Annotated in this window: 18 protein-coding genes and 2 pseudogenes; 14 read left to right on the forward strand and 6 right to left on the reverse strand. The window is 54.0% G+C overall.

Translation table 11 applies throughout. The features are described from left to right. Positions 1–13 precede the first annotated feature (13 nt). The 8 genes from KFK14_RS14915 (at position 14) to KFK14_RS14950 (ending at position 12074) form a co-directional block, all read left to right on the forward strand. Positions 14–3586 carry a hypothetical protein gene (locus tag KFK14_RS14915; RefSeq protein WP_212608184.1) on the forward strand — a complete coding sequence of 1191 codons (3573 nt, stop codon included), beginning with the start codon at positions 14–16 and terminating at the stop codon, positions 3584–3586. Further along, positions 3583–5073 (forward strand): hypothetical protein, encoded by a 1491-nt coding sequence (locus KFK14_RS14920; protein WP_212608185.1) that lies wholly within the window; start codon positions 3583–3585, stop codon positions 5071–5073. The genes KFK14_RS14915 and KFK14_RS14920 overlap by 4 nt, the downstream gene beginning before the upstream one ends. Next, entirely contained in the window at positions 5070–7280 is a 2211-nt protein-coding gene (locus tag KFK14_RS14925; protein ID WP_212608186.1) for a glycosyltransferase family protein, read from the forward strand. The genes KFK14_RS14920 and KFK14_RS14925 overlap by 4 nt, the downstream gene beginning before the upstream one ends. A gap of 22 nt (positions 7281–7302) precedes the next feature. Next, the gene (kdsA, locus tag KFK14_RS14930; protein ID WP_212608187.1) at positions 7303–8145 is read left to right on the forward strand and encodes a 3-deoxy-8-phosphooctulonate synthase; all 843 of its coding nucleotides are present in this window, start codon (positions 7303–7305) and stop codon (positions 8143–8145) included. 80 nt (positions 8146–8225) lie between these two features. Further along, positions 8226–8939, forward strand: a complete 714-nt coding sequence (locus KFK14_RS14935) for a hypothetical protein (protein ID WP_212608188.1) — start codon at positions 8226–8228, stop codon at positions 8937–8939. 36 nt (positions 8940–8975) lie between these two features. Then, on the forward strand, positions 8976–9683 hold the full coding sequence (locus KFK14_RS14940; protein ID WP_212608189.1) for a hypothetical protein: 708 nt from the start codon (positions 8976–8978) through the stop codon (positions 9681–9683). A gap of 34 nt (positions 9684–9717) precedes the next feature. Continuing rightward, complete coding sequence (locus KFK14_RS14945; protein ID WP_212608190.1) at positions 9718–10842, forward strand: GSCFA domain-containing protein; 1125 nt, start codon at positions 9718–9720, stop codon at positions 10840–10842. A gap of 62 nt (positions 10843–10904) precedes the next feature. Next, complete coding sequence (locus tag KFK14_RS14950; RefSeq protein ID WP_212608191.1) at positions 10905–12074, forward strand: class I SAM-dependent methyltransferase; 1170 nt, start codon at positions 10905–10907, stop codon at positions 12072–12074. Positions 12075–12146: 72 nt separating this feature from the next. Here KFK14_RS14950 and KFK14_RS14955 read toward each other — a convergent pair whose 3' ends face one another. Next, complete coding sequence (locus KFK14_RS14955; RefSeq protein ID WP_212608192.1) at positions 12147–13616, reverse strand: right-handed parallel beta-helix repeat-containing protein; 1470 nt, start codon at positions 13614–13616, stop codon at positions 12147–12149. 275 nt (positions 13617–13891) lie between these two features. Here KFK14_RS14955 and KFK14_RS14960 point away from each other — a divergent pair, with 275 nt between their 5' ends. The 5 genes from KFK14_RS14960 (at position 13892) to KFK14_RS14980 (ending at position 18438) form a co-directional block, all read left to right on the forward strand. Then, on the forward strand, positions 13892–14152 hold the full coding sequence (locus tag KFK14_RS14960) for a hypothetical protein (RefSeq protein WP_212608193.1): 261 nt from the start codon (positions 13892–13894) through the stop codon (positions 14150–14152). 135 nt (positions 14153–14287) lie between these two features. Beyond that, complete coding sequence (locus KFK14_RS14965; protein ID WP_212608194.1) at positions 14288–15409, forward strand: class I SAM-dependent methyltransferase; 1122 nt, start codon at positions 14288–14290, stop codon at positions 15407–15409. 17 nt (positions 15410–15426) lie between these two features. Then, positions 15427–16557: an NAD-dependent epimerase/dehydratase family protein gene (locus KFK14_RS14970; protein WP_212608195.1), complete on the forward strand. Its 1131-nt coding sequence runs from the start codon at positions 15427–15429 to the stop codon at positions 16555–16557. 55 nt (positions 16558–16612) lie between these two features. Then, positions 16613–17605, forward strand: a complete 993-nt coding sequence (locus KFK14_RS14975) for an FkbM family methyltransferase (RefSeq protein WP_212608196.1) — start codon at positions 16613–16615, stop codon at positions 17603–17605. A 269-nt stretch (positions 17606–17874) separates the two neighbouring features. Further along, positions 17875–18438: a transposase gene (locus KFK14_RS14980; RefSeq protein ID WP_212608197.1), complete on the forward strand. Its 564-nt coding sequence runs from the start codon at positions 17875–17877 to the stop codon at positions 18436–18438. A gap of 3 nt (positions 18439–18441) precedes the next feature. Here the strand turns inward: KFK14_RS14980 and KFK14_RS14985 are convergent. From KFK14_RS14985 to KFK14_RS15000, 4 genes and pseudogenes are all read right to left on the reverse strand, one after another. Further along, positions 18442–19155 (reverse strand): annotated as a pseudogene (locus KFK14_RS14985) (IS256 family transposase); the annotation flags it as partial. A 77-nt stretch (positions 19156–19232) separates the two neighbouring features. Beyond that, the gene (gene istB / locus KFK14_RS14990; RefSeq protein ID WP_212608198.1) at positions 19233–20093 is read right to left on the reverse strand and encodes an IS21-like element helper ATPase IstB; all 861 of its coding nucleotides are present in this window, start codon (positions 20091–20093) and stop codon (positions 19233–19235) included. Beyond that, entirely contained in the window at positions 20090–21352 is a 1263-nt protein-coding gene (gene istA, locus KFK14_RS14995; RefSeq protein WP_212608199.1) for an IS21 family transposase, read from the reverse strand. Before istA ends, istB begins: the two co-directional genes overlap by 4 nt. Positions 21353–21495: 143 nt before the next feature. Further along, a pseudogene (locus tag KFK14_RS15000) lies at positions 21496–22017 on the reverse strand (transposase); the annotation flags it as partial. 160 nt (positions 22018–22177) lie between these two features. On the opposite strand from KFK14_RS15000, the gene KFK14_RS15005 reads away from it, so the two are divergent. Then, positions 22178–22636: a transposase gene (locus KFK14_RS15005; protein WP_212608200.1), complete on the forward strand. Its 459-nt coding sequence runs from the start codon at positions 22178–22180 to the stop codon at positions 22634–22636. A 238-nt stretch (positions 22637–22874) separates the two neighbouring features. Here KFK14_RS15005 and KFK14_RS15010 read toward each other — a convergent pair whose 3' ends face one another. Continuing rightward, positions 22875–23810, reverse strand: a complete 936-nt coding sequence (locus KFK14_RS15010; protein ID WP_212608201.1) for an IS5 family transposase — start codon at positions 23808–23810, stop codon at positions 22875–22877. Between the last annotated feature and the right edge of the window lie 73 nt (positions 23811–23883).

Here is a 23883-nt window from a genome sequence, read left to right on the forward strand (position 1 = left end):
ACGAGTTTCACAGATGAGCGCGGCCAACACCGACGTTGCGGCAATTATTCTGGGCATGCACAGGTCCGGAACTTCAGCCCTCACCCGTGTTCTCAGCCTCTATGGATTCACGTTGCCGGGCACGCTGCTGCCCGCGAGCGAGACCAATCAGAAGGGGTTCTGGGAATCCCCGAACGTCAATGCGCTTAACAACGAAATCATGGAGACGCTGGGGCAAACCTGGTTCAGCATGGATGCGATCCCGGCAGATTGGGCAAGAGGCCCAGCCGCCGCGGCATTCCAGGGCCGGGCAATTGCCCTGCTAAAGACAGAATATGGGGGGTTGGCCAACCCGATCCTGAAAGACCCACGAATCTGCCGCCTTGCCGATTTCTGGCAGGACGCCCTGCTTGCGATTACATCCCGCGTGGTCGCACCAACGATCATCAGAAACCCGATCGAGGTCGCACATTCCCTAACCAGCAGGAACGACTTCGACCCGGAACTTGGGCAATTGCTCTGGCTGAGATATTATCTCGACGCGGAAGCAAAGACGCGGGACATACCGCGGGCGTTCGTGAACTATAGCGCCTTGCTGGAGGACTGGCGGTCTGCCGTCAGCAGGTTGGGCGCAGCTCTTTCGATTTCCATCGAGACAACGGATGACGTCGAGGCGCAGATCGACGGTTTCCTGAGTGCAGACCTGCATCATCACAAAGTGACGCATGAGGCGGTCCTAGCCACGATCGCGAATGTTCCTTGGCTTCGCTCCGCCTATAGCATCCTTTACGGTTGGGGCGCTGGAAATAAGCCGACACAGGCCGAGCTTGCGGAACTGGACAATATTCGCGGCGAGATGGATGCCGCCGCCCCGGCTATAGCTGCACTTGCGACTAATGGCAGAGTGCATCGCAAGCGCGTCTCAGCCCTTCAAGACCAAGCGGGCATCCAGCGGACGGAACTGCACAATGCGTCGTCCGCGCTGAGAAAGGCGGAGAGAAAACTGGAGAAGGCTGAGAGCAATATTGCCCAAATGGAGACGCGGCATGCCGCCACGCGAGGACAGCTCGAAAACCTCTCCAAAGAGAAGAAGCTGACCGACCAGAAATATATTCGCAGCCAGCAGAAATACACTCACGCGCAGTCCAAGGCAGATGCGAACCGGCGCGAGGCGGACCGCGCCCTGGCGGAAATCGAGCGGATGCGGGCGACAAGAGCATGGCGCACGCATCTCTTCCTCGCCCGCCTTTCCAAAAAGCTGTCGATAACGAATCTGTCGAAAAAGAGGACCAAGCGGCAGCGGGAGCAGCTGAGTGCCAAAATCATAAGGGAAAGCCCCCTGTTCGATCAGGCCTGGTATCTTTCAAAATATCCCGATGTCGGCCACGGTGCGATAGATGCCGTCATGCATTATCTGCGTGATGGCTGGCGAGAGGGCCGTGACCCTGGCCCGCAGTTCAGCACCAGCCGTTATTTACGGGCCAATGCCGATGTCGCCGCCATGGACGTCAATCCACTTGTGCATTTCCTTGAGCACGGACAGGCTGAAGGGCGGGCGGTTATCGACCATGTTCCATCAGCCCCCGCAAAAAGCACCGAGGACTTTGGCCCAGCGCATCCGGTCACCCGTCATATAGTCCGTGGAAGTAATCCCGTCCGGTGGACGCGTCAGGCTTCGCTGACCGAAACAGCCGATCGAAAATCGCTGCGGCTGGGTGAGACGATGCTCGGATATTCCCCGGCACCATACGATGAGGCACTGGCAGCGCAGATCGAAGATATTATTGGGCTTTTCTGCCATCTGACCGGTGACCAGCACGCAACCGCCTTCACGGGACGGGAGGGGGTGGCGACTGATACCGCGCCACAGCTGCAGACCTCTACAGCGCCGGACCTGATCGATAGCTGGTACGCAAATGATCTGACATTACGGACGCGGTGGAGAGCCAATGACGCGACGCCGTTCGTCATTCGGGCATATCAGTTCGCAGCAGGATCGCCCTCGCCGCGATGCGTTGGCGAAGGCCGGATAGCCGACACCCTTGATCATGTGGACTTTGCGCTCGCTTCCCCCTTCTCCCCGGTCTTGATTATAGGGTCCAGGCTTGATGCCACGGTCTGTGGCGCCGCGCTCCTACCCTTTCCTTCTCTGTGCCGGGCCGGACTCCATTATGGAGAATTGTTGGCTCTCCACCCGGCGGACCATCCTCGGCAGGCAGTCGATATCATCGGCTCATCCCAGGCGCTCGTCGCAGGTCTACAGGCAGTGATAGCTGGGGCCAAGACGCCCGCAATATCAGCAATCGAGGCAGACCTAAGGCATGCCAAAGGAACCGAAGCGATTTTCGCTCCGGATTTCCAGCATTGGCTACGTCATACTATGCGTATGGATGTGTCAGCCGGAGAACCACACGAAGATCAAGACCCATCGGCAGCGGATTATCTTACGCAATCGCTTAGCGCGCCAGGTGCTGGAGAGTCGTCCAAAATAAGGAAAAACGGAGCATTTTTGCTCAATTTGCCCGCGAATTCGGTGCCTACGATCCAAGCCTTGACTGCAGCAGCATCTTCAAAAACGATGCCAATGGACGATCCGCAGAAGGCTGTTCCGGGGTCGTTCATATTTGCCGAGCAAGGGCCGTCTGCCTCCAAATATCTTGTGGAAATACCAGCCGGAACTGCCGATCTGATGGCGTTGCAGCCCTCCGGCCCCGCCAGCGGCTTTCCCTATTTAAGCGCCGCTCGGAGTGAGGGCACATGGCAGAACAAAGCCCCGGACGACCTAGCCGTCGCCATACGAATTAGCGACGGTCGAGAGCTGAGCGCGTCCGAATTGCTTAAACCGGTGGCGGAAAGCGGCCCTCCGTTGGCGCCAGCTGCATCGGCTCGAAAAATACTCGCATTGTTGCAATATCCCGGATGGGCAGATTGTGCGCCAAAGACGGCGATTGAAGCGCTCGCGCAGCAACAGGGCTCTGAAAATATCTCTCTGATGCTCGCAGACGCCCCCGATCCGCTGCCCGCTAATCTCGCGGATATCTGCGAACATCATTTCCCACAGCGATGGCGAGCCGTCCAGACGATTGATCCATCATGGTCCGCCTTCGACGCGGACGCCATTCTGTATCTTGGCCAGAACGTCATACCCCATGACAGCCGGACGTTGGCAACTCTGAGCGCGTTGATCGAGAACAGGGCGGTCGTCAGCGCCAGTTGCGTTATGATCAGGCCGGAGGAAGCGAAGAAAGGTTGGAAGATAAGTGCCGAGTCGGGTGGATTTGTTGGCTGGTCTGACTTCGAACAAGCTGAAACGCTGAAGCCAATCAAAGATTTGCGCATTCTGTCACGCTGCACTTATCCGGTCGCGGTACAAAGTGCAGACCTGTGGATGGCGAAAATAGAGCATCTGAAGACCATGGACATGCTGCCGGAAGCATTACGTGGTGACTCCGTATCGATGCCGCCTTCTCTGGACGGCGGTTATCATCTGATGACTTCAGCGATTTCCGCAAGCCTTGCCGGCCCTCCAAAGGACATCGATACGCATTTGAACGCGCAGGCGCTCCGGCATGCCTCAACGGTGCGGATCAAGGTTCTTCACGGGTGAAAATTTGCGTTCTCATTCCATCGGAGGATTATCGCGCGCAGGCTGGCGCGCGAATCCGCTACAGCAGAATCAGCGCGCCACTGATTGAAAGCGGCCATTCGATTATCCTGCAGGATATAAGCCAGTTCGACCCCGAAACGGCAGATCACGATACTTTTATCATCAGTAAATGCCATGACGCCCAATCCCTAATCTGCGCGCATATTCTGTCGGCTCGCGGCAAAGTTGTGGGCGTCGATCTGTTCGATGACTATTTCAGCCATTTCTCGGATGGGCGCTTTACCCGCTTCAGACTGTGGCTAACGGCGCTGATCGAAACGGTTGATTTCGTGATGTGCTCAACACCGGCGATGGCAGGTATCGCGCGTCGCTACAGTCCGAATGTCCCAATCCATGTCATGAACGACCCGGCGGATAATATCCGACCGAACGACATCGGGCGCATCGTTGACGCGAAATTGACCGAGGCGAGAAAAACCCGGACTCTCAAACTGGCCTGGTTCGGTGTTGGCGACAATCCGCATTTTCAGGTTGGCTTGTCCGACCTGGCCGCGCACGGGCGCATTCTGGGAGGTCTGCAGGACTCGGGCTGGACAGTCAGCCTGACGATCCTTACCAACCGGCGTGCCATGACGCCAGACGGGCTGGCCCAGTTGCGCCGGATATCTGTTCCTTTTTCGATAGAAGAATGGAGCGAAATGCGTGAGCAAGCCCTGCTCGACGAAAGCCTGATATGCTTTTTACCCGTCAATGCGCAAAACTTCAGTATCGTCAAATCGCTCAATCGCGCTGTTTCAGCGCTAACTTCAGGCTGCCAGGTTCTGTCGAACGGCTATCCACTTTATGCGCAGTTGAATCCCCTGATCTACGACGGGCTGACTTCACTGCTCGATGATCTGGACCAGGGCGAACTGCGGCTTGGGACTGCATCGATAGACCAGTATATATCGCTGATGCATTCACTGGCGTCGCGAAGCAATGAAGCGGCGAAGTTGATGGATTTTCTGAAAAATCGGCAAAAGGCCCCTCCCATGCCGGCGGGCAAGCAAACCATTGCCGTCCTGCATGGTGTAGCCACCAGCGGCGCAGCACATGATATGGCGAAAAAGGTTGATGGCCTTTCAATCGCCAGTCCGTTTTGTACCGCGCGCCTCGCTTTCGACGCAGTATTCCGGTACTCTCAAAAAGGAGAAATCACGCTGTTGGTCGCCGATAAGGCTTTGCATCGTCTCAAGTCGACGGAAACCAGGCGAACTACGCGGTCCCATACGATAGCCAATCAGACTTTCTGGACTTTGGAAGCGGTAGAGGTTGAAGACGCAGAAGTAACGTCCATATCCGAGCAGCTTACGCTATATGCCGGCTCCGTTCAGGACATGCAGGAAAAAATCGCCTGCGCCTTCGATGCGAGCCAGATCATCGTCAGCGAAAACTCACCTCTTCCCTTTCGAGACCTGACCATAATTCATGGAAAGGCGGCATCGTGAGGCCATCAAAAACCGCAGTTTTCCTGATAAATCTTGTTCAGGATGTGAACATCCTGCGGCCGCTTATCTTTATGGCGAGCCGGGATTTCGGTTTCGAAACGCGCTTGCTCATATCGTCGAAATTCCTGGGCCGGGATATGTTCGGTATATGGCAGTCCGAAGTCGACAGGATATGCGAGGAAACAGGCGCAACGCACGAAGTCTACGACGACGAGTTTACTGCCTTCCAAACACTGACTAACCGTTCGGGCCTCATTTTCGCTGGCAGTGATTCAAACCTTTCGGCGCATTCCACGTCTCATAACGTCCTGCGTAGCGCACCCCCCGGCTTCATCCGCATCGTCCTGCAACATGGATTTGAGTGTGTTGGATTTCGTCATAGCGGGGATCATGTCCGCGCGCACGGCACTACAGTTTCGTTCGGCGCAGACATAGTTTGCTCATGGTACGGTGGGGACAGCCTGACGGCGATGTCGCCTTCGCAACGGACGAAACTGCATGTCACGGGTCCGACGGCCGTGCTGCAGATGCCAACCCTGCCGATGACACGTCTTTCCGATGCTCCGGGCCTGGTCTGCGAAAATCTGCATTCGGTTCGCCTCAATATTTCCGGCGATTTCAAGAGTCAGTTCGTCAAGGCCTTTGAAGAATTCTGTGCCCTGCAAGCACAAGACGAATGCCAGGTGACTTTGCGGCCGCATCCGGGCGGCCAATATGTGTTGAAAAACAAACTGCCGCTGCCCGAGAATGCAACGATCAACAACGCCCCCATGTATCGAGTGGATCTGCGGCAATTCTCCTATGGCATCTCGGCACCGTCATCGGTGCTGATCGATATGTTGCTGGCCGACATCCCGACTGCAGTATGGCGCGATGGCAACGGCGTAATGGACTCGGCGAGCTATGATGGTCTGACCGAAATATCCTCACCCGCCGAGTGGAACGCGTTCAGTAAGGAAGCTGTCAATCATCCGGATCAGTTCATCGATCTCCAGCGAAAATTTCTTCAACGCCAGCAGATGCCACTCGACCCGCGCGACGTGTATGAGCGCTTCGCCCGGCTATTTCAGGCAGCCGAACGGATACAAACGTCACTCCGGCCAACCGAACCGGAGCGCGACCGCGTTCTCTTTATTGCCAATGGCATGGTTCCGACCCTGCAGTTGAGTTTCCTCAAACCACTTGCGCCGCTTTTCGATAACGGATCGCTGGTCAATGAGATCCTCACCGAAGTAAGGATCAGGGAAGAGATGCAAGTGTCCCCGGACAACATTGCATTGCGAGGTTGGCTGGAAGGATATCTGACAGACTATGCGCCCAGCATAATCGTCTTTTGCAGATATAGCGGCCCCGCGTCCGAAATCATTCTGAGTTGGGCACACAATAACGACGTGCCGGTTATATATCACATCGATGACGATCTGCTGAATATTCCGGCCGATATCGGCGAAAGAAAATCCGCATATCACAATCATCCCGATCGTGTTGGCGCCGTCAGTAACCTCATGACGAAGGCAGACCTCGTCTATGCGTCGACAGAGAGGCTGAATCAGCGTTTTTCCGGCCGATTTCCCGGAACCAATATTGTCGCCGGGCGCATATATTGTTCCGGATCAGTCCTTCGTGAGCCAGAGCAGCGCGAGATCACCAAGGTTGGTTATATGGCAAGCGCAGATCACGCCCATAACCTGGACATGATATTGCCCGCTATCGTCCAATTCCTCGACCGCAATCCTGACGTCGTGTTTGAACTGTTCGGTTCCATACCCGTGCCAACAGAGCTGGAGCGTTTTGGGGAAAGGATATCAACCGCTCCACCGATCGCGAATTATGACCGGTTCCTCCAAGAATTCTCAAGTTATGGATGGGATATCGGCATTTGCCCGTTGACCCCGATTGATTTCAATCTGGCCAAAGCCAATACAAAATGGGTGGAATATACTGCCGTTGGAACAGCTGTTATCGCCAGTCGCGATACGGTCTACGATGGCTGTTGTGAGGATGGGTGTGGCATTCTGGCCGAAACGCAGGAGGAGTGGCTGGCAGCCCTAGAATTGCTGGCCCGTAACCCGGACGAACGGATAAAACAAATCTCTCGCGCTCAGGAAAAGCTGAACGGAGACTATACAGTCGCCCGGCTTCGCGAGCAGGTACTGCATATCTTCGATCAGGCGAAAGAGATCGCCAAGCGGCGCGTAGCCGCTTAATTCCCAGCCAAAGGAACGTAATTTGCCTGCTCTAGTGAATATCGGCGCAGACATTGAATTCGCCAATGATCGGCCATTCGTCCTCATCGGAGGGATGAACGTCATTGAAGGACGCGAGATAGTGCTAAAAGTCGCAGCGCAGTTCGTGGAGATCACAAAAAAGCTTGGTATTCCGTACGTCTTTAAGGCCTCCTTCGACAAGGCGAACAGATCATCGATCACATCATTCCGCGGTCCGGGTCTGGACAAGGGGCTAGAGATATTGGCTGAAGTGAAGGCCCGGTTTGGTGTGCCGGTTCTCACAGACGTCCATGAGCCTCATCAGGCCGCTCCCGCCGCCGAGGTAGCGGATATCATCCAACTTCCCGCCTTCCTTGCCAGACAGACAGACCTTGTCACGGCGATGGCTAAGACCGGTTCGGCCATCAATATCAAGAAACCTCAATTTTTGGCCCCGGAAGAAATGCGGCATATCATCACCAAATTCCGTGAAGCAGGGAATGAGCGGATTATTCTGTGCGAGCGGGGCAGCTCGTTCGGATATAATAATCTGGTAGTCGATATGCTGGGCATGGACATTATGAAACCGATGGCTCCTGTCGTTTTCGACGCGACGCATGCGCTTCAGAAACCAGGCGGGCGGAGCGACAGTGCCGACGGTAGGCGGGCACAGGCCACCGCCCTCGCCCGTAGCGGCTTGGCTCTGGGCATTGCCGGGCTTTTTCTCGAAGCGCATCCTGACCCGGAAAAGGCGCTATGCGATGGCCCCTGCGCCCTGCCATTGAATGCTCTGGAACCCTATCTGACCCAGATGAAAGCGATCGACACGCTCGTAAAATCGCTTAAGCCGGTGATTACAGCATGAGGATGCAGGAAGTATATTCGTACCTTCGACACGTATGGCACGAGTGGGTATTTTCCCTATCGAAAAATCCCCGGATCATATTGCTCGGGGATAGTCATACCAACGCTGTGTTTCGTGCTTTTTCTTCAAAAGAACAAAAATTAAAAATCAAATATATGAAAATATACAGAATTTCTAAGATAAAGAACGGAAAAAAGTTTGGCGATATAGAATTTTCCAGTGCGCTGAGGAAAATAAGAAGATTAAAATCTAAGGATTATGTATTTTCTATGGTTGGCGGCAACCAATATGCTATATTCAGTACCATACAACATCCAGTTCCATTTGATTTTTTCTATGGCGGAAGCAGCATCATAGAGCATGATCGCGATGTAGAACTCATACCCGAGCGCGTGATCAGGACGCATTTGACATCCGGGGTACATGGCCGGGATGGAGTGACATTGCAGGCATTAAGGAAGGCCACTTCTGCGCAACTCTACCATATTCTGCCGCCTCCCCCGAAGATCGATAGCGATTACATATTGAACAATCATGAGACGCACTTTTCCAATGCGGAAATAGGCTCGCTTGGTGTTTCACCACCAGCATTACGTCTAAGAACTTGGCAAATGCAGAACGAAATACTCAGCACCCTTTGCAACAAGCTCGGTATCGGAATTATGGTACCGCCCGCCCAGTCGTGCACCGGGGAAGGATTTCTCAGAACGGAATACTATGCAAACGACGCAACCCACGCGAACCGCAGATATGGTGATCTGATTTTACGTCAGATAGAAGACATCGTTTCCTAACGTGCCGATTAATCAAATCCCGAATGGAGACAGGCTTTGCGAAAAATAGTCTGCTTCGGCAATAGCCACACGATGGCGCTATCTCAGGCAGTTTCACTACGCGAATACAATAAAAGTATTTTAGAAATTTATTGGCTTAAGAATAAATCAAAAGAATCGGAAAGAGGCGATATTACAGAAATTGAGGCCATTGATATAATCTCAAATTTAGGTGTAAATGATATAATTACAATATCGATAATTGGGACATATCATAATATTGTAGGTTTATTGAAACACGATACTCCATTTGATTTTCTACTAAAAGATGGAGATGATATTTACGCAAGTGACGACATCGCTGTAATACCGTACAATGCAATCCGCGACGAATTCGACCTCATTATCAATTCCAACCAGAGTATCGAGAAACTGATCAAGGCCGGATCATGCCCCACGTATCTTCTGGCGACCCCACCACCCAAAGAAGACAATTCATTTATGGCCAAATGTACCAAAAAATATCGTGGCCGCCCCTTGAATGAGGCCCTAATTAACGACGCCCATATCCGCCTAAGGCTCTGGACCCTCGAAATGCAACGCATCGAGATTTGGTGTCAAAAGATTGGCGCGAAATGGCTTTTTCCGCCGCAGCAAGCAATCACCAACAATGGGTATCTCAAACCGGAATATTATGCCGACGACATCACTCATGCAAATGCCAGATATGGCGAGTTGGTCCTTCAGCAAATCGAAGCCCTTTGAGCAGTCCGCAATCTAACATATAGAATGAAGCACGATGAACGAACATCCTTACAAATCTCTTCCCGACAAGGCCTTCTGGAAGCGATCCGTTGCCAGACCCGACCGGAGAGAGGTTGATCCTGTAGGTGAGTTCAACATCAGGATTGAGCAAGAAACCAAGGTTGCAACGGCCGGAAGTTGTTTCGCACAACATATTGCACGCTACCTTAGGAATTCCGGATTCTGTTATTATGTAACGGAACCAGGCCATCCCATTTTGTCCGAGGCATCTAGAGTCCAGAACAACTACGGTTTATATTCGGCGAGATACGGCAATATTTACACAGCACGACAATTGCTGCAGTTGTTCCAACGAGCTTATGGGCTCTTCACCCCTCAGGAAGACGTCTGGAGAGAGGCAGACGATGTTTTTCTCGATCCATTTCGTCCTTCATCTCAACCGGGCGGATTTATATCAGAGGCAGAAATGCGCGCAGATCGTGCGCAACATCTGGCCGCCGTTCGATACATGTTTGAAACGCTTGACGTCTTTGTCTTTACGCTCGGCCTGACCGAATGTTGGCGCTCCATGCGAGACGGCGCGGTATTTCCCATCTGTCCAGGTGTTGAGGGTGGAACTTTTGATCCATCGCGTCACCAATTCTACAATCAGACTACCGAAGATGTCATACAGGATCTTTCAACATTCCTAGTCCATCTCGCGCGAGTGAACCCCAAGGCCCAAATCATACTGACGGTATCCCCAGTTCCACTTATGGCGACAGCCGAACCCGGCGCTCATGTTCTTTCCGCAACGACCTACTCGAAATCGGTACTGCGGGTCGCTGCGGAAGCGTTGCGGTGCAGATATGATCATGTGCATTACTTCCCCTCTTACGAAATAATTACGGGATCGTATAACCGTGGCGCATATTATGCAGATGACTTGCGCAACGTGCTGGAGGATGGCGTATCTCACGTGATGCGTCTATTCATGCATTATGCAAGCGAAAGACATATTACGAATGCCCCAGCAGGCCTCAAAGCAGAGGCGCCACACATTCTCCGTCCTACGGCTACTGCCCGTGCATCGAGCAATCTATCAACGGATGCCTTCTTGATCCAAGCTCAGCAACTTGTCGACGTAGAATGCGACGAGATCGGCTTAGATAAAGAATGATTTCTGCATTTCAAATATACCTGAATATAAAATCTGTCATTTAACAATAATGGGAAATTATCATGCCGACTCCAGTATCAGCGATATATAAGCTAGGTATTCCGCATAATAAATTTTCCCTTACCATGCCTGATGGAACATATTATCCAGATTTCATAACCACCCCAGATAAAAGACCTGTTGAGTTTTTGAAGAATTTTAACAGGATAAGAACGAAACCTTGGGAAGATTGCAGCTTTCTTGATCTTGGATGCAGCGAGGGGACAACGACGCTTGGGCTGTCGCAGATGGGAAGCACCGTCTATGGTGTAGAAGGTCGAGCAGATGGGATAGACCGCGCCAATGTGCTTAAGGCTATTGTCGATTTCAAAAAGACTCACTTCTCAGTCGATAACGTAAACAATGAGAGCGCGTTTCGCGAAGTAGACGGCATCTTCAATGCAGGAATTCTCTATCATCTCGAGAACCCAGTAGAGATGATCGAACGATGCTGCAAATATGCAAAAAGCTTTGTTTATGTTGATACCGGACACGCCCCCAAAAATGAGGAAGAACGCCGGGATTCGAAATTCTCTCCATATTTTGGCCGTGAATTCACCATCGAATATCGGGGATTGAAACTAAAAGCGGTGGATTTTGCCGAGCCAGGTGACACCCGAGAAAAAGTAAACGGAATGCGCAGGGGACCACGTTCCGGCATCGGAAACTCAAATTCGGTCTGGCTCGCCCATGAATCGTTGATTGAGTTGATGGAAAAGCTCGGCTTTCCTTATCATGAGACAATTAAATACGTGCCGATCATCCCACGGCTACGCACTTGTTTTTTCCGGGAGCCCCCAACGGCGTCGGCAACATCTCTGACTCTGTTGCAGCCACTGCCGCCAGCTGAAAGCGTCGACGCCGCCATTCAACGGACCGTGGCGCGCGATCTGGAATTTCTCGCCCAGACTGATTCTGAAATCACCCTGGTCGGACGTGACCCGCTGATGACTCAGGTGCGTCAAATGCTTGAGGAAAACGGTATTGGGGTAAATAATGACGTTGTCGTACCCGGAGTTCATGGTGACGTTATACCGACCGGCGTGCTCAACAAGCTTTTGGCAGACAAAACCGGTATCATAGTAATTGCAGCGCCAAATCCTGCTAAAACAATCCACCCACTAGTGAAGATGGACCGGTTTGAGCTTGCAATAACCAGTCTCGCAATATCACTCAGTCCAAACTCAGACTAATATCAACAAGTAATATTTACTGCATCGATTTTTTCGCTAATATATTTTCTGCTGGCCATATTGCCGAGAGCTTCAAAATCCGCGGAGTGCTTCTCTGCGAAAATCAGAAGCTTGCACATGCGAAACTCGAACATTGGTAGCGCCGTGATTTGAGAAGCCATATTCGTAGCTTCCTGATTTTATGGCGCCGCCAACAGTAACATTGCTGATGGATATTTGAGTGGGCGTTCTACCTTCAGCTTCGGTTCCCCTTGAGCCTTCGTCAAGACAAACGCCCACGCGGGTTTGCGATGCCCATGGTTGCAACCTTGCTCCTGCAACAGTCAGGCTCCCCATCCCGCGAATATCAGCATTGGCGATGCTTACATCCCGCACAGGTCCGTAAACTAGAATTCCTGCCAGGCCGGCTCCGCTGATGACTGGCGCCCTGACCTTTGCACGAGAGAGCTTATATCCCAACTTTAGCCCGTAGCTGAAGCTGTTGGAGACCAAGATTCCATCCAACGCCAAACCATCTACCCCTTCCCCGCTGGCAACGACATCCACGCCCTCCCATGTTGAATCGATACTAGTTTTACCAGTGACAAGAATGTCACTGGACGATCGACCGATATCCAAACCATCCGCCTGCCAAGGCACGTCGCCCACGTCGAATCGCGCCATACATCGGGATATGCGCGCATTCCTGATCACGACATGCGTTACATCCGCAAGAAAGGCGCAGGTGACCTGTTCTTGGACCCTCACGCCGTAGAATTTGTTCTGGGTCGCTCCTTCGGCGGACCCGGCAGTGCGAAATTCGCGGATAGGAACCGCATTCCACCCTGCCGCCTCAACCTCGGCCAGCTTTAGCGCTGTATCCCCTTTATAGGGTGTCCAGACAATGTCATGAATATGGAGCCCGACAAGAGTTATATTGCGCGACCGGATCAAAAGCAGGCCATAACCCTTGCCGCCGCCACTTATCTCGACATTCCTGAAATCAACTCTTTCGGCGCCGTCAAGCCATATCCCAGCAGCGTCCTGCCGTGAACCCGCATCCGGGTAAGGGCCACGATCAATTTTCACACGATCAAGGTTTACTGCCAGAACATCACCCGGCTTTGCAGGTTTAATAAATAGGGTGCGTAAGGCGAGCGATTGACGCAGGATACCAAACTTGTCGTCAGGCACGTTAGCATCGCCACAATCCACAATAATAAAGGGATTACCAGTGGCCGGACACTTCCCCGAAATGTAGGGACTGGGATCGAATGGCTCAAGCGATTGACTGAGGGTCGCGCGACTGAGACACAAGCTGTTTGTGACCCGTAACGTTCCTGACACCCTGTAAGTCCGGTTTTGACCATCCAGACAATAGCGACCCGACTGCGATAGCGCTAGTTTCAAAGCATTGGTGTCATCAGATATGCCGTCTCCCACCGCGCCGAAATCAGCAAGCTTTTTTATGAGCTTAGGAGAAAATGGTTTGACAGCTTGCGCATGTGCTGACGACATGAGCGTGCCTATCGCGATCAAGAACCACGTCAATATGCTTTTCATTGACCTCTTCTTAATTTTGCGCGCAAGATTAAGAAGAGCAAGTTGCCTGACCATATAGATCCCGTCCTTCGGCTCTGTATTGGATGGTAGTCCATGAGAAGCGCTTCCCCAAGACAGCCCAATCCACCTTGAGACCAATCTGAACGCTATGATAGAAAACATTAAGCTGCCCAAAAAGACTTGAAGCGTGATGGCCGGCGCAGCTTACACGACGACAGGTTTTCGCTCCGAAGATAGCCTTCCTCATTGCTTATGGATCGCATACAGGTGCGGGTATGAACATCGTAGAACGCGCCGCACGGGCCATGTTTGCCACTGCTAACCAGCTTCATGACTGGAACGAGCCCAATGCAGAACCATTGAGAAAAATCTATCGAGAGAATGCGCGCGCTGCATTGCACGCGATACGAGAACCCGATGAGGAAATGATCGGTGCTGCAGATGACCTAACTGACACACATGCCAATATCCATCCAACCGGACTCGAAGTCTGGTACACAATGATCGATGTCGCATTGGATGAAAATGACGATTAGGCTCATCGTTAGCTTGGATTTGGAGTTTAACTGACAAATAGAAATATTCTAAAGAGGGCTCCTCCAATCAGGGGCGCGGCACTTGCATGACAATGCCACACCAAGCGCACGGCTTGCTTCAAAGGACAACCGCAATTGAATCTTTATGACATGTTTCGAAGGGGTGATCGCAATCTGGTTACGACTGGCGATGTAGCTCTTACGATCGGGCGTATAGCTGGCAACAATTGGCGCGGGCTTCGTTTGCCGTATAATGCCTCGATCCGCATTCCGGATGCACTCAGATTCCATAGCCTGCGGTCTTGGCCCGATACTTGCGGCTGGTTTGCCCAAGACCTCAATAAAGAGGAATGTCCGAAACGTCCCTTTTTTCACCCGGCTAATTGGCGCTCAGGAGCAATGGCAAGCGAGGTCACCCAGCCTCATCTGACTGTGTCTGTACGAGATCATAAAACGGACAAGATACTCAATAAGATTAGGATCGATTGTACGGAAAATCCGGTGCACCTGCCTTGGCCGAGAGGCGCTCACGATAAGATCGACATCGTCATTGAAATGCACGGAAAAGAGAGCGACGCTGTTTTCCTGGCTAATCACAGGGTATTGTCTCGAAAGTCGCTATTTGATGCAGCACGCGGCACAGGTGTAGAAATTGGCCCCGGCGCGCAGCCACAGATAATGCCCGGTTCTGGCGTGTCCGTTTCCTATGTGGAGCAGATGCCGCCGGCAGAATGGAATCGCTTATACAATAGCGGCGGAAAATATCCTGTGAAGCCCGAACTGTGGGACAATTATATCGTTGGAGATGCTTCCGATATTCCTGTGGCAGACTCCTCCCTTGATTTCATTTTCTCCAGCCACGTTTTCGAGCACCTTGCTAACCCGATTGGCCACCTTGAGCGTTGGGCGAGAAAACTGGCACCAGGCGGGCAACTCCTCTGCGTCATTCCTGATCTGGGGGGTACGAAGGATTCAGTTCAGTCTCGCAGCGACATGCATGAATGGATAAACGAGTATGAGCGGGCTATCTGGGAACCATCTCTCTCTCATTATATGCGGCATTTGAGGCAGGATGCCGATAGTCCTCGAGTAAGCGCAGCAATGGATCGCAAAGAATCGATCCATGTTCACTATTATGACAACGTCAATTTCCAATCGTTGGCAGATTTCGCTGTCCGAAATCTCGGTTACGCTAGCTATTCCATTGAGCATACGCCTAACCATAAAGATTTTCACATCATTCTTGTAAAATCCTAAGTTTTCGGATCCATATTATGAAATCAATGCTTATAACCGGCGGCGCCGGCTTTATCGGTACACACTTGGCTGCCGAAGCAATAAAGGCAGGCTATGTAGTCAAGATCATTGATAATCTATCGCCGCAGATCCATGGTACAGAAGCATCCTACAAGCCAAACCCAGAAGCTGAGTTCGTCAAGGGAGATGTGACGTCTCGCCAGGATATGCAAAATAGCCTCGATGGTGTCGACATTGTCGTTCATCTTGCGGCTGAGACCGGCACCGGACAATCCATGTACGAAATAGAGCGCTATTACGGCGTCAACGTACAGGCGACCGCTCTGCTGTTCGACATTCTGGCCAATCATCGTCATCGGGTGAGCAAAGTAATTCTCGCCTCCAGTCGTTCGGTATATGGCGAGGGCGCTTACTTGTGCCGCAACTGCTCTGCTGAAGGTAAGCGATGCTTCCCCTCCCCTCGCTCACCGGAGCAACTTGCATCCCATGACTGGGAACCGCGTTGCACGACGTGTCAAGGAACAGTCACGCCGACAGCCACCCGTGAGGACGATAAACTTGCACCTGCTTCAATATATGCGGCGACAAAGCTGGCTCAAGAAGATCTGGTACGGATTGGTTGTTCCTCATTAGGTATTTCACATGCCATATTGCGCTTCCAGAATGTGTACGGGGAAGGACAATCGCTTAGCAATCCCTACACTGGCATTCTCTCAATTTTCTCCACGCGGATTCGTTTAGGCCTGCCGCTACCGATCTTTGAGGATGGCCACGAAACCCGCGATTTTGTGCACGTTCAGGATATCGCGAACGCAGTTATTCGATGCGCCGAAGGAGAAATGCCGTCGGGGCACGTGGTAAATGCTGGCATGGGAAAACCTACTTCCATTATGGCGGTGGCGCAGCTTCTATGTCGTTTGATGGACTCTTCGATAGAACCTCATGTTTCGGCGCAATATCGCGTAGGCGACATACGCCACAATTTCGCTGATATCTCCCGATTGCAGAATATTGTCGGCTTTACCCCGGAAGTTTCCCTGGAGCAGGGCATGGCGAGATTCTGCCAGTGGGTAAGCACCCAACCCGTTCCGCAAGATCTTCTCGATAAAGCTAATGCGGAGTTGAAGGCCCGTAAAATGATGGGCTAATCTGATCAGCTATCTGCCTGCTGAGCTGAAAATCCGAACAAGGCAACACATCACCATGCTTAAAAACCTGTTTTCCCTTCTCGGTTACGAGCCAAAGAGGCTAGAAAATGCTTCTGTTGCACCAAGCAATGTTTCACAGGAGAATACAAGACACCATGTAAAGACGAAATGGATCGATCTCGACTATGCAGAGATTACGCATATCGGAAAAACAATGCGCTATGTAACGACTGGATCTTCAAGCGCCAAGAGGATCAGAAGTCTCTTTACAAAAGAACCCATAACTCTCGCCTGGATCGATAGTTTTAAAAGAGGTCAGACCCTTTACGATATTGGCGCAAATGTCGGTATGTATACAATCTACGCGGCGGTCATGCGTGACGCCAAAGTCATATCGTTCGAACCAGAATCTTTAAATTATGCTGAACTGAACAAGAATATTTATGTGAATGATCTTCACAATCAGGTTCTCGCTTACGGGTTGGCATTGAGCGATATCGACAAAGCTGACAGGCTCCTCCTGAGCGATTTCGGCCTGGGTATTGCCTATCACGATTTTGAGGAAAATTCTTGGGCAGAGGACAAGGAGTTCGCGCCGGACTGGAAAGTCAGCAAGGATAACCGCCGGCCGCAGGGTTGCATCGGACGCCGGGTCGATAGCCTGGTAGCAGATGGCATCCCCATCCCCGACCACATAAAAATCGATGTTGATGGCCTAGAGCATCGCGTGGTCGCAGGAATGATGGCAACGCTTCGCGAGCCTCAGCTCAAAACAATCTTGATCGAAATAAATTTCGACAATCCCAAAAACCTAGAAATTATAAATATAATGCAAGATCTTGGATGGCGATTCTCTTGGGATCAGTTACGCGTAAATCGTAAAGTTAAATTCACGGTAGAGCAGATCGAGGCTTATCAACGACGCCGGATTGGCGGCCTGAATTATATCTTCTACAAAGATGATTATTATGACAGGCTGTTTTCCGATATTTTTAAAGCCTATTCTCCAGGGCATCCCATAATAAAAGTTACACCGCCGTCAGATTAAACTTCTGCCTTTCTGTATCCCCATCAACTATCGGTCCATATCCTAAGTCGGCTCTGGGGCTGCGTTCATGACAAATTGGTCATGAGAGCGCTTTCCGCTGACAGGCCAAGCGGAACCGGTTAGCATTGTTGCATGGCGTGTATTCTACAGCATCAGGGAATGGACGATCCGCTTCAGAAAACGCATCACCAAGCTGGAGACCCGCAAAAACCGGTAGCGTTTGGACGGCTATGGTGATTCATTGAAGGCGCGCGATCACGGAGTGAGCTATGGATCCCAAGTCTCTGTTCAGTTTGAGCGAACACCTTGATGCATTGAGCAAGGAAGGCGATCCGCTCGAGGTTTTGCAGGAGACAGTGGATTTCGAGTATTTCCGGGCGTGGCTGGTTGAAGGGCTTGGCTATGGCGATGGTAGCAAAGGCGGCCGCCCACCATTCGATCCGGTGATGATGTTCAAGGCGCTGATCCTGCAGGCGCAGCATAATCTGTCAGACGCTCGGATGGAATTCATGATCCGGGATCGGCTTAGTTGGCTGCGGTTTCTGGGGCTGTCGCTCGGGGATCGAACGCCGGACGAGAACACGATCCGGCATTTTCGCAATCGCCTGACCGAGACGGGAACGCTCAAGCGTGTGATGAAGGCCTTTGACTGGCAACTCCAGAAGAAGGGCTACATCCCGATGTCCGGGCAGATCGTGGATGCCTCGCTGGTGCCTGCGCCAAGACAGCGGAACACCGAGGGCGAACGCGAAGCGATCAAGTCGGGCAAGAGCGCCAGGGATATCTGGCCGGACGGGGACTGTCAGGATTTCCGTGTGTGGGCGGGCGGTTAAACATTACGCCGCCATGGCCTTGATGAAGCGTTCGCCGAACAGGACGGCGAACTGGGCCTTGGCCATGGACCACTCACGCGGCGGCATTTTCCACTCTTTCTCGGATCTGTTCAAGATCAGATAGAGCAACTTGGTCGCGGCCTCGTCGTTGGGAAAGTGTCCTCTGGCTCTGACCGCCCGCCGGAGCTGGGCATTCAGGGCCTCAATGGCATTCGTGGTGTAGACGATCCTGCGGACCTCGTCGGGGAAGGCGAAGAAGGGAATAACTTCACTCCACGCCCGCCGCCAGCTCTGGCCGATTGCAGGGTAGCGCCGCCCCCATTCGCTGTCCTCGAAGGCCGTGAGTGCTTCCTCGGCGGCCTTGGCGTCGACGGCGCGGTAAATGCCCTTCAGTGCCGTGGCCAGCGGCTTGCGGTCCTTCCAGGAGACGAAGTCCATTGAGTTGCGCAGCAGATGGACGATGCACGTTTGGACCACGGCTTCTGGGAACACGGCGGTGATTGCGTCAGGGAAGCCCTTGAGGCCATCGACAACGGCCAGCATGATGTCCTCGACGCCACGGTTCTTCAGCTCGTTCATGACGCGCAGCCAGAATTTGGCGCCTTCGTTCTGCTCGATCCACAGGCCCAGAACGACCTTGGTGCCATCGGCCAGCACACCCAGCGCGATGTGGATCGCCTTGTTGCGGACCATGCCCTCATCGCGGATCTTGACCCGTGTCAACGGGCGCCGAAGATTCCGCAAAAGTGGGCATCTAAAATTCCCTAGTTTGGCGGGAGGGTTTGTTTCGGTGATCAGCCGTGATGGAGATCGGGCTTTTCCTTTGCTGGCGGGCGGCCGCGCCGTTTCGGCAAGGGCGGTGGGTTGATGGACGTTGCCATGCGCGCATGCTCGGGCAGGAGGTCGGCGTGCTGTCGCATGCGATAGCTGGAGCCCTCGATCTGGATGACGACAGCGTGGTGAAGAAGGCGGTCGAGCAGCGCGGTGGCCACCACCGGATCGCCAAAGACATCACCCCATTCGGCGAAGCCGCGGTTGGACGTCAGGATCATGGCACCCTTTTCATATCGGGCGTTGACGAGCTGGAAGAAGAGATTGCCGCCCCCGGGCGTGACGGGAAGATACCCGATCTCATCTACGACGAGCAGGGAGGATCGGCATAGGAAGCGGATCCTCTCGCGCAGCGTGCCCTCCCGTTCCGCCTTGGTCAGTGAAGCGATCAGATCGGCGAGCGGGATGAAGTAGACGCTCTTGCCCGCCTTCACGGCCTCGACAGCAAGGGCAGTGGCGATATGGCTTTTCCCGGTACCGGGAGGACCCAACAGATGCACCACCTCGGCCCGGTTGATGAAGTCCAGGCCAGCGAGCGCCAGGATGCGGTTCCGGTCGAGCGATGGCTGGAAGGAGAAGTCATATCCGTCCAGAGTCTTGATGATCGGCAGCCTTGCCATGCGCAGGGCCGCCTTGATCCTGCGGTTCTCCCGGAGCGACAGTTCTTCGTTCAGCAATATGTCGATGGCCTCGATGCCATCGATTTTGCCCTGCTCTATGCCGCGCAGGGTGGCGTCGAGCATCTCCAGGGCGCGTGGCATTTTAAGATGGACCAGGCTGCGGCGGATATTATCGACGCGGGATGCGGCACCCCCATGGTTCATGGCCGTTCTCCCCGCGCCAGTTGGCTGCCGATCGCCTGATAGATGGCCAGGGAGCGCACAGCGACATGCTGGCCTATACGACCGATGGCGATTACCTCTTTGCCATGGATACGGCGCTTGGCGCCGCTGCCGCCTGTCCGATGCGTAGGATCGATCCTGTACTGTCGGCGCCCCTCAAGAACCGGGTGCTCGGCAATGACCTGGCCCAGGTCTACGATCCGGATCTTGTCGGGCAACTGCTGGATTTCGACGACGCGCCGGGTGCGATCGGGAACGCTGTAGTAATTGCCGCCGACCGAGACCATCCCATCGTGGCTGACGCGGCGCTCCAGCTTCAGAACAGCGTCAAAGCGGCCCGCCGGAAGCAGCTGCAACTCAGGCTGCTCGGCGGCGAAGGCTTCAGCAATAATCCGCTGCGTCGTGCCGTGGACACGGACGTTGGCGACGGTATCGAGCCAGTCGATCAGCTGGACATTGAGATCGTCCAGATTGCGGAAGCTCCGGCCCAGGAAGAAGTCTTTGCGGATATAGCTGAATGGCCGCTCGACCTTTCCCTTGGTCTTGGCCCGATAGGGACGGCAGGCGCGCGGCACGAAGCGATAATGCCCGGCCAGAGCCAGCAATGATCGATTGTAGATGATGTGGCCCTGATCGTCTTCCCCGGTCACAGCGGTTTTCATGCGATCGTAGAGGATCTCGATCGGGACGCCGCCGAGCGCTTCAAAGGCCTGCATATGACAGCGCAACAGGCTTTGGAGATCCTGATGCATGACGTAGCGCGCAAACAGGAAGCGCGAATGTCCCAGCACCAGGCTGAACAGCCAGACGATCCGGCTGACGCCGGGCTCATCGGTAAATTCGACGACGAACCGGGCAAAGTCGACCTGTGCCTGCACGCCAGGCGGCGTCTCGAACCGAACCTCAAAGGGCTTAGGGCCGTTTTCCGGCCGGATCGCTGCCAGGAACCGCTTTACCGCGGTATAGGCGCCCATATACCCCAGCTCACGGATTTCCCGCGTCAGACGCGCCGCCGTCAGATCGGGAAAGGCCGTCACTCGCTCACGCAAAAATTCCAGATAGGGTGCCAGTTTGTTCGGTCGCCCCAGCATGCGAGGGCCGTAAACCGGGGCCTCGATGCCCCGTTCGATATATTTTCGGATGGTTTTGGGGTCGCGACCAGTGCGTCGGGCAATGGCGGATATCGATACGCCCTGCCGATGTAGTTCGAGGATCATCATCAATTCTCCAAGTCGGATCATCGGCCCCGTCTCCGTGTCTGCAAAGGAGATGAGGACAATGTCGGCTCATCTCATTCTGCCGGGGCTAGCCCCGGCAGAATGAGATGAAGGGGCCACCAACTAGGGAATTTTCAAAGCCCACTTTTGCGGAGAATTGCACGACCGATGACAACCCGAATGGCGTCGAAGAAAACCAGCGGATAGGCCGGATCGAGCGGGCGGGCCTGCCAGGCGGCGACCTCCTCGAGCACGGCGTCGGTGACGGTCGATATGAGGTCCGGCGAAACGTCGATGCCGTATAGCTCGCGCAGATGCCCGGTGATCTCCCGCGTGCTCATGCCGCGCGCGTACATCGACACGATCTTGTCGTCGAAGCCGGGGAACCGGCGCTGGTACTTGGCGATCAGTTGCGGATCAAAGCTGCCCTGCCGATCGCGGGGTACCTCGATCTCGATCTTGCCGGTGTCCGTGACCACCGTCTTGCGGCCATAGCCATTACGGTTGTTGCCGGCCTGGTCGCCGTGCCCAAGATGATGATCCATCTCAGCATTGAGGGCGCGTTCGGCCAGCGCCTTCTTCAGCGAATCCAGAAGGCCACCCTGCTGAAGGGCTGCCGTGGCATCGCCGCCAGCCAGAAGTTGATCCAGTAAATCAGCCGGAATTACCGGCTCCTTGCGTCGGGACATAGTGGGACTCCTTCTTGCCCATTATGCCCGCCCACACACGGAAATCCTGACAGTCCCGCCGGACGAACCGAACAAGGCAGCGCAGAAAGATACCGACGCCCGCTGGACTCTCAAAGTCGGCGGGAAGGTCCGGTATCGGGCGGATGGGACGCCGCTCCCCATGATCGCCCTGCCGGTCTTCGGCTACAAATCCCACATCAGCATCGACCGACGCTTCGGCTTCATCCGAGGCATGGCGGTGACTTCGGCGTCAGCAGCGGACGGGCGTCTTCTCCGGCAGGTCGTCAGCACGGACAATACCAGTTCCGAGGTCTGGGCTGACAGTGCCTATCGATCCAAGCGCAACGAGAAGTGGTTGTCGGATCAGATGCTCACGTCCCGAATTCATCGGCGCAAACCCATGGGCAAGCCGATGTCGAAGGCAACCGCACGGGCCAATGCCGTCAAATCCTCCATCCGTGCGCATGTTGAGCATGTCTTTGCGCATCAGAAGAACCGGTTCAACCTGTTTATCCGCACCATCGGCCTGGCCCGCGCTGAGGCGAAACTGACCCTTTGCAACCTGGCCTACAACTTCAATCGCCTGATCTTCCACGAGCGCCGAGAAACCGCAGGCTGACTCTGTCTGCAAGCCGGCAAAAACGGCGAAATCAACGCCAGGTATCTTGGAAATCGGTCCGAACGATGCCCTTGGTGCGCCGCGCAGCCTCGACGTCATCACGCCAGCCCGAAATTACCCGGTTTTTGCGGGTCTCCAGCTCTAGGAGACCTGTGCGCGGGTGGGTGTGGAGCTATGAAATCGCGCATATATTCGATGAGTTATCGATCCGGCCTGCGCTTTGCGGTCGGAGGCGATATTATGCTGGAACGGAGAGAATATTCATCGTGCGCTTGAGGTTGTAGGCGATGGCGGTGAGGTGGACTTGGACGGCGGCTTTGGCGAGGCCTCGCCATCGCATTCGGCGCAGGCCGTAGCATCGCTTCCATGTACCGAAGATCTTCTCGATGCGGGCGCGCACGCGATGGATCGGTTTATTCCATTCATGGAGCTTGCGGAGCGTTTCAGCTTCGTCGCGACCCCACATGCCGGTGGCGACGATCCGGGGAATGCCGCCCTTTGCCAGCACGGCATCACAAAAGTGATTGCCGCGATAGGCGCTGTCGGCAAACACCTCGCCGGGATTGTCGGGCAAGGCACCGGGACCTGCCTTACCGTCATTGATATTGGCTGAGGTGACGGAGACTTCCTCGACCAACGCGGTATCGGCATCGGCGCCCACGTGAGCCTTAAAGCCGTGAACAGCCCGTTTTCTTTTGTGCTTTACCCAGCGCGCATCATCATCGTCTTCACTGGCCGAGGCAATGATGGTGGCATCGACCAGTGTCCCGGTCTTGACCGTCACCGCCTTGGCCTTGAGCTGCATGGTCACGGTTTCAAACAGCGATCGGTCAAGTTGGTGCGCGACCAGCAGTCGACGGAATCTGACAAACGCGGTACGCTCTGGCGTCGCCTCATTCGCGGAAAACCCACAGAAGCGGCGAAATGAGGCCCGGTCGTCCAGGGCCTCAGCCAACTTCACATCGGACAGATCATACCAGATCGACAACAGGAGCGCTTTGAACATTGCCAGAGGCGGCCAGGCGGGCTCCCCTTTGGAGGCCGGATAAAGCGGATCGAGAAGAGCCGCGACCGCGTGCCAATCAATCAGCGATACCAGCGTATCGAGCGATGACGTCTTGCGCTCCGGCCCTGAAAACCCAAATCGCTCCTGACCAATCGAACGCTGCACCACGGCCGCTCTCCTCCTCGGAAAGCCGATAGAATCAGCAATTGGCACTCCTGTCTACACCCACCCGCGCACAGGT

The organism is Sphingobium phenoxybenzoativorans (genome assembly GCF_018286635.1).
In the GTDB taxonomy this organism is placed as follows: domain Bacteria; phylum Pseudomonadota; class Alphaproteobacteria; order Sphingomonadales; family Sphingomonadaceae; genus Sphingobium; species Sphingobium phenoxybenzoativorans.